The sequence below is a fragment of the Gordonia polyisoprenivorans NBRC 16320 = JCM 10675 genome (assembly GCF_000241325.1).
GTDB lineage: Bacteria > Actinomycetota > Actinomycetes > Mycobacteriales > Mycobacteriaceae > Gordonia > Gordonia polyisoprenivorans.
On sequence record NZ_BAEI01000011.1, the window covers coordinates 255,842 to 262,525 of the forward strand.

The following is a 6,684-nucleotide window of genomic DNA, read 5'->3' on the forward strand; positions in this document are numbered from 1 at the left end:
CACGTCGATCACCCCGAACCACCACACCTGTTCGATCCCAAGGACTCTCACCATGAATGCCACCGCAACCACCGCCGGCGCCCGCGCGCACGCCCGGTCCCAGGCCACAACCCTGACCGACTCGATGCCGGTGGTGCCCGCCACCGGATGGCCGCACCCGCCCGCCGGCGTCGAGGCCGCCGACCTCACCTGGGCCGAGACCGTCCCGGGTGGTCGTTACACCACCAAGGTGCTCGCCCGGGGAACCCGACTTCGCCTGCGCGACATCACCGGAACTGCCTGTGCGCACCTGCTGGTATGGCGTGCCGACGCCCCCCATGAACGTCTCAACGTCGCCGACACCGTCAAGGTGCCCTGGCAGGCCTACCTCACGACCGGGCACCCGCTGCTCAGTGACCAGGGCCGGGTGCTGGCCACCGTCGTCGCCGACGACAGCCGTCATCACGACGCACTCTGCGGCACCACGACCCTCGCCGGCAACATCGCCAAATATGGTGCCGGGAGCCCGCATTCGGGCAGTCCTGCCGGACGCGAGATGCTCGTGTTGGCCGCCGCCAAGAACGGGTTGACACCCACCGACGTGGCACCGTCGTTGTCGTTCTTCCACGGCGTCATCGTCGACGCCGACGGCTCGTTGCGTTCCACCGGGTCGGCGGGCGCCGATACGGCGGTGGAACTGATGTTCCATCTCCCGTGCATCGTCGCCCTCGCCAACACCGCCCACCCTCTCGACCCCGCGGCCGATTTCGAGGTCGGCCCACTCGAGGTGCTGGCCTGGCGCGCGACCGCCGACCTCGAGGCTCTCGTCGCCGACGCCGAGCGCCGCGACCCCGAATACCAACGGGCCGTCGCCAACAGCGAAGACGCCCACCGCGCAACCCATTTCTGACCTCGACACCCACCCGCGACCACACCCACCCCGATCACACCCACAGGGACAACCATGACCACCACACTCGATCCGACCCTCGACCCGACGACGGCATCAGCCGATGAGATCGCACTCGTTCCCGGCGAGGTGATCCTCGACGAGATCGTCGGCGAACGCGGTCCCTGGTCGGGAATCGTCACCGCCGGTGACGTTCTCACCATCGTCGATCTGCACGGCAACCAGGCTGTCGATACCCTCTTCTACGGCGCCCACGATCACACGATCCGCTACAGCGCACAGGCGACGATCGCCGAGCAGGGCAACATCTTCCTGACCACCGGAACGGTGATCCGGGACCAGGAATCGGCACCGATGATGACCATCGTCGCCGACGAGGTCGGCAATCACGACACTCTTGGCGGCGCCTGCTCGCAGGAATCCAACACCCTGCGCTACGGACACCACACCAAACACCAGCACGCGTGCGTGGAGAACTTCCTGATCGGCGGCGCACGGCACGGTCTGGGCAAACGCGACCTGGTCGGCAACATCAACTTCTTCATGAACGTGCCCGTCGACCCCGACGGATCACTCGGCATCGTCGACGGCCTCTCGGCGCCGGGACGTCGGTTGGCGTTGCGCGCAGAGGTCGACACCCTCGTGCTGGTCAGCAACTGCCCACAGATCAACAACCCGTGCAACGGTTTCGACCCGACCGCGGTGCGTGTGGTGGTGACCCGATGACCGCGTGCGAGATCCTGCGTGCCGGACCGTTCACCACCGTCCAGGACTGGCCCGGTCGCACCGGCTACTGGAAGGTCGGGGTGCCGCCGTCGGGGCCGATGGACGATCTGTCGTTCCGGCTTGCCAATCAAGCGGTCGGCAACCCCGACTCGGCCGCAGGCCTCGAAGCCACGATGGCCGGCCCCCGACTGCGCTTCGACGAATCCACCGTCGTCGCCGTCACCGGTGCACCGGCGAGTATCTCCATCGACGGAACACCTGCTGCACAATGGGTTCCACTGCATCTTCAGGCCGGCCAGGTCCTCGACATCGGGACCGTCGGGGCGGTCGGTTTGCGCGTGTACGTCGCAGTTGCCGGCGGCATCGACGTCGAGGAGTATCTCGGCAGTCGATCCACCTTCACCATGGGACGATTCGGAGGCAAGGACGGACGGACCCTCGCCGACGGCGATACCCTCCCGATCGGGCCCGCCGGATCGGGGCCGATCACCCGGATTCTCACCGACGAGATCCCGGCGCTGACCAATTCGTGGGAACTCGCGGTGACCGTCGGTCCGCACTCGGCGCCGGAGTTCTTCACCGCCGCCGACATCGACGACCTGATGTCGACCGGCTACGAGGTGCATTTCAATTCCGACCGCACGGGCATCCGTCTGATCGGTCCCCAACCGCGGTGGGCGCGCAGTGACGGCGGCGAAGCCGGCCTGCACCCGTCCAACATCCACGACAACGCGTATTCGGTGGGCGCACTGGACTTCACCGGGGACACCCCGATCCTGCTCGGGCCCGACGGCCCGTCGCTGGGCGGGTTCGTCTGCCCGGTCACCGTGGTCGCCGCCGAACGATGGAAGCTCGGGCAACTCAAGCCCGGCGACACGGTGCGCTTCGTGGCGGTGCGCTCGACGGCGGCGGCGTCTCCGTCGACGCTGGGCCGCGACCGCCGCGCGAGCTTCCCGCACGTGCTGTCCACCGGCGGCGACGCCGACCACGGCATCCTCGGGCGCACGACCACCGCCGACGGCACCACCGAGGTGACCTACCGGCGCAGCGGCGACGACAACATCCTCGTCGAATACGGGGACATGCGACTGGATCTGGAGCTGCGAGCACGCGTGCATGCGCTGAGTGAACGTATCGCCGCCGAACGGCCGCGTGGGCTCATCGACCTCACCCCGGGCATTCGTTCGCTGCAGGTCAAGGCCGACCCGGACGTCTGGTCACAGACCTCGATGTTGCAGTGGCTGAGCGAATGCGAGGCACAGCTCCCGTCCGCCGACGACCTCGTGGTTCCGAGTCGGGTGGTGGATCTGCCGCTGTCGTGGGACGATCCGGCGACCCGCGAGGCCATCGAGCGGTACATGCTCGGCGTGCGGTCGGATGCGCCGTGGTGCCCGTGGAACATCGAGTTCATCCGACGGATGAACGGGCTCGACTCGGTCGACGACGTCCACCGCATCGTCTTCGACGCCGAGTACCTGGTGCTCGGTCTCGGCGACGTGTATCTCGGTGCACCCGTGGCGGTTCCGCTGGACCCGCGTCATCGGCTGGTGACCACCAAATACAATCCGGCGCGTACCTGGACCCCGGAGAACGCCGTCGGCATCGGTGGTGCCTACCTCTGCATCTATGGGATGGAGGGCCCCGGGGGATACCAGTTCGTCGGCCGCACCACCCAGGTGTGGAATCACCGACACCCGCAGACCACACCCGGGTTCGATCCGGAGCACCCGTGGTTGCTGCGCTTCTTCGACCGCATCCGCTGGTATCCGGTGAGCGCCGAGGAACTCCTCGACATGCGCGCCGACGTCGCCGCGGGCCGCGGCGACTCCGTCCGCATCACCGACGGTATGTTCTCGTTGTCGGCACACCAACAGTTCCTCGACGCGCACGCCGACGAGATCGACGCCACCCGCGGGGCGATGGAGAGTGCCCGCGCCGAGGAACGCGAACGCTGGTCGCAGGGAGGGGAATTCGCCGCATGACACGCATCGACGATCTCTACGCACGTATCGCCGAGGCCGACCGGCCGGAGGTCTTCATCACGCTGCGCCCGCAATCGCAGGTCGCCGCCGAGTACGCGGAGTCGCTCGCCGCGGCCGGGCCGCTGGCCGGAACGGTATTGGCGGTCAAGGACAACGTCGACGTCGCCGGTGTGCCGACGACCGCGGCGTGTCCCGGTTACGCCTACACCCCCGACACCGATGCCCCGGCGGTGGCCGCCTTGCGCGCGGCGGGCGCGGTGGTGATCGGCAAGACCAACCTCGACCAGTTCGCGACCGGACTGGTCGGCGCGCGCAGTCCTCATGGTGCGGTGCGGGATTCGCGTCGTCTCGACCGCATCTCCGGTGGATCGAGCTCCGGGTCTGCGGTCGCGGTGGCGTTGGGTTTCGCCGACATCGCCATCGGCACCGACACAGCCGGCTCGGGCCGGGTTCCCGCGGCGCTGCAAGGCATCGTCGGTATCAAGCCGACCGTGGGCGTGGTGTCCACGACCGGTGTGGTGCCAGCCTGCGCCGATCATGACGTCGTCACAATTTTCGCCGCCGACCTCGACACCGCCGACCGTGCCATGGCGGCGATGGCTGCCGCCCGCGGGCCCCGCCCCTTCGACGGACACGTCGCCTTCGCCGCCCCCGAGACACCGGTACTCGCCGTCCCGGAACAACTTCCCGAACTCGACTCCGCGTGGCGGGCAGCCTTCGCCGAAGCGGTCACACGCGCCGAGGACTCCGGCTTCCGGGTGAAGACCATCGATCTGTCGGCTTTCCTCGCCGCCGCCACGCTGCTCTACGACGACGCACTCGTCGCGCAGCGATACGACGCGGTGGGTGAATTCCTCACCGGACTCGCCGATCCGGTGGCTGCGGGCGTCGATCCGACGGTCGCCGCGATCATCACCGGTGCCGATCGGTTCAGCGCCGTCGACCTGCTGCGGGCACACCGGCGATTGGCCGAGCTGCGCGAGCGGGCGATGCGCGAGTGGGGTGACTCCGACGCGCTGATGGTGCCGACGGCACCGCTCCACCCCCGGATCGACGAGGTGACCGCCGATCCGATCGGCGTCAACTCGAGGATGGGCACCTACACCAATTTCTGCAACCTCCTCGACCTGTGCGCGGTCGCCGTACCCGCCGGCACGGTCACCGAGCCGGACGGCAGCACAGCACAATTCGGGATCACGCTGTTGGGCAAAGCGCATCACGATGCGGCGATCATGGATCTCGCCCGCCGGTACTGTGGTGACCGCGTGCCGCGTGCGGCGTGGCCGGAATCGCATGCCGCCGGAGTGGAATTGGCGGTTTTCGGGGCGCACATGCGGGGCGGTCCGCTGACCCACGAGTTGTCCGGGCGTGGTGCCCGGTGGGCGGGGGAGGTACGCACCGCATCGAACTATCGGCTGGTGAAGCTCGACACCGTACCTCCCAAACCGGGTCTCATCCGAGACCCGGAGTGCGGTAAGTCGATTCACGGAGAGCGATGGATCCTCTCGCCCTCCGCCCTCGGCGAGTTCCTCGCCGCCCTACCTGAACCGATGATGCTGGGTCGGGTCGAGCTGTCCGACGGTCGATGGGTCGTCGGATTCGGCTGCGCGGCCGACGCGGGAGCCGAGGGGGAGAGGCTCGGTCGGGATCGGTGGTGACGTTCCCAACGATGGTTGAGGCGGTTGTGCTCCCGATGGAAGCTTCCCTCGATGGTCGAGTTGGTGACTTCTCCCGACGGTGAGGCGGTTCTTCTCCCGATGGTCGAGGTTTCTTCTCCCGATGGTCGAGGTGCCGAGGAGCGCCAGCGACGAGGCCTCGAGACCCCTTGTGCCGATGGGTATCCGGTGCCCGGCGGCCATCAATCGTCACCTGATCGGGTCAACTCGCCACCCGTCGACGATGGCCGAGATGGCGGGGACGGGGTCGGCGCCGTCGGGAAACAAGCCCGCGAGAATCAGCAGTGACGCGCCGTGTACCTGCGCCCACAACGACGCGGTGACCGTCGTCGGATCGGCCGGCCGGAACGCGCCCGAGGAGATCGCCGCGGCCACCGCTTCGTGTAACGGGGCGAAGGCGTCGGCGCCGGCCGCGATGGTCTCCTCGGTCGCCTCGATACCGAGTGCGCTCAGGCCGAACATCAGCTCGTAGAGTCGGGGATTGGCCAAAGCCCAACCGACGTAAGCGGTTCCGAGTCCGGTGACGTGCTCGATCGGCTCCTCGGTACCCGCCTCGCGTTGCGCCGCGGTGAAGTCACGCAGCGCGCGTACCAGCACCGCTCGGGTGAGATCGTCCTTGCTGCCGAAGAGTGAATACACCGCGGTGGTCGATGTCGACGCCGCGCGCGCCACCGATCGCACCGAGAGCGTCCCGAGCCCATCCGTCTCGACGATCGCGGTGGCTTCGTCGACGAGGCGCCTGCGGAGGTCGTCGTCGTGGATCTTGGGTCTTGCCATACCCGCCATCGTTCCATAACATCGTTTCGTAACAACGTTACGAAACGAGGAGTCGTCATGACTGCACGCGAGGCTCGACGGATGACCAACAAGACCCCGCCCGAGGGCACAACGCTGTTCCTCATCGGCATGAGCATGCCGCGGCTCCGACATCCCGGGGCGTGGCTTGCCGTGTTCCTTGCCATGCCACGAATGCTGGTGTACCTCAAGCGAAATCCGGATGCCGGATTGCTGTCGGGACGGCTGTATGTCGGGCCTTCGATCATGGTTGTGTCGTACTGGCGGAGTGCGGAGGACATCCGCCGGTTCGCCGCCGACGCCCAGGCGCCACATCTGCCGGCGTGGCGATGGTTCAACAAGCGCTTCGCCGATCGCAATGCCGTCGGCATCTGGCACGAGACCTACGTGATCGGTGAACACGAGACGATCACCAGTGGGATGCCGCCGTGGGGTCTGGCCGAAGCGGTGGGTGCCGTGCCGGTGGGTCCGGGAACCAAGACCGCCGCGCAGCGCAGTCGGCACAACGTGGCGGAGATGTCGCACTCGGTCTGAGCGCTTCGGACTCGCTCGACATGTTGTCGAAACTGCACGTTATGGCCTGATGATGAATTGGGTGCGCGGCTCGGGTTAGCCG

The 6,684-nt window shown here is 67.7% G+C and carries 6 protein-coding genes; 5 read left to right on the plus strand and 1 reads right to left on the minus strand.

Going from position 1 to position 6,684, the window contains the following annotated elements:
- The first annotated feature begins 52 nt into the window (after positions 1–52).
- From GOPIP_RS04770 to atzF, 4 genes are read left to right on the plus strand one after another with little or no spacing between them, the layout of a single operon-like run.
- Complete coding sequence (locus GOPIP_RS04770; RefSeq protein ID WP_006368419.1) at positions 53–889, plus strand: urea amidolyase associated protein UAAP1; 837 nt, start codon at positions 53–55, stop codon at positions 887–889.
- A gap of 54 nt (positions 890–943) precedes the next feature.
- Positions 944–1,615, plus strand: a complete 672-nt coding sequence (locus GOPIP_RS04775) for an urea amidolyase associated protein UAAP2 (protein ID WP_006368420.1) — start codon at positions 944–946, stop codon at positions 1,613–1,615.
- On the plus strand, positions 1,612–3,597 hold the full coding sequence (locus GOPIP_RS04780) for a 5-oxoprolinase/urea amidolyase family protein (protein ID WP_006368421.1): 1,986 nt from the start codon (positions 1,612–1,614) through the stop codon (positions 3,595–3,597). The genes GOPIP_RS04775 and GOPIP_RS04780 overlap by 4 nt, the downstream gene beginning before the upstream one ends.
- Positions 3,594–5,255, plus strand: a complete 1,662-nt coding sequence (gene atzF, locus GOPIP_RS04785) for an allophanate hydrolase (RefSeq protein WP_006368422.1) — start codon at positions 3,594–3,596, stop codon at positions 5,253–5,255. Before GOPIP_RS04780 ends, atzF begins: the two co-directional genes overlap by 4 nt.
- Before the next feature lie 207 nt (positions 5,256–5,462).
- Here atzF and GOPIP_RS04790 read toward each other — a convergent pair whose 3' ends face one another.
- Entirely contained in the window at positions 5,463–6,059 is a 597-nt protein-coding gene (locus tag GOPIP_RS04790; protein ID WP_006368423.1) for a TetR/AcrR family transcriptional regulator, read from the minus strand.
- Positions 6,060–6,107: 48 nt separating this feature from the next.
- On the opposite strand from GOPIP_RS04790, the gene GOPIP_RS04795 reads away from it, so the two are divergent.
- Positions 6,108–6,602: a DUF4188 domain-containing protein gene (locus GOPIP_RS04795; RefSeq protein ID WP_006368424.1), complete on the plus strand. Its 495-nt coding sequence runs from the start codon at positions 6,108–6,110 to the stop codon at positions 6,600–6,602.
- Positions 6,603–6,684 lie beyond the last annotated feature (82 nt).

Excerpts from the sequence above, each read along its gene's own strand:
- GOPIP_RS04770 (WP_006368419.1), top strand. The coding sequence starts at position 53 with ATGAATGCCACCGCAACCACCGCCGGCGCCCGCGCGCACGCCCGGTCC.
- GOPIP_RS04775 (WP_006368420.1), top strand. The coding sequence starts at position 944 with ATGACCACCACACTCGATCCGACCCTCGACCCGACGACGGCATCAGCC.
- GOPIP_RS04780 (WP_006368421.1), top strand. The coding sequence starts at position 1,612 with ATGACCGCGTGCGAGATCCTGCGTGCCGGACCGTTCACCACCGTCCAG.
- atzF (WP_006368422.1), top strand. The coding sequence starts at position 3,594 with ATGACACGCATCGACGATCTCTACGCACGTATCGCCGAGGCCGACCGG.
- GOPIP_RS04790 (WP_006368423.1), bottom strand. The coding sequence starts at position 6,059 with ATGGCGGGTATGGCAAGACCCAAGATCCACGACGACGACCTCCGCAGG.
- GOPIP_RS04795 (WP_006368424.1), top strand. The coding sequence starts at position 6,108 with ATGACTGCACGCGAGGCTCGACGGATGACCAACAAGACCCCGCCCGAG.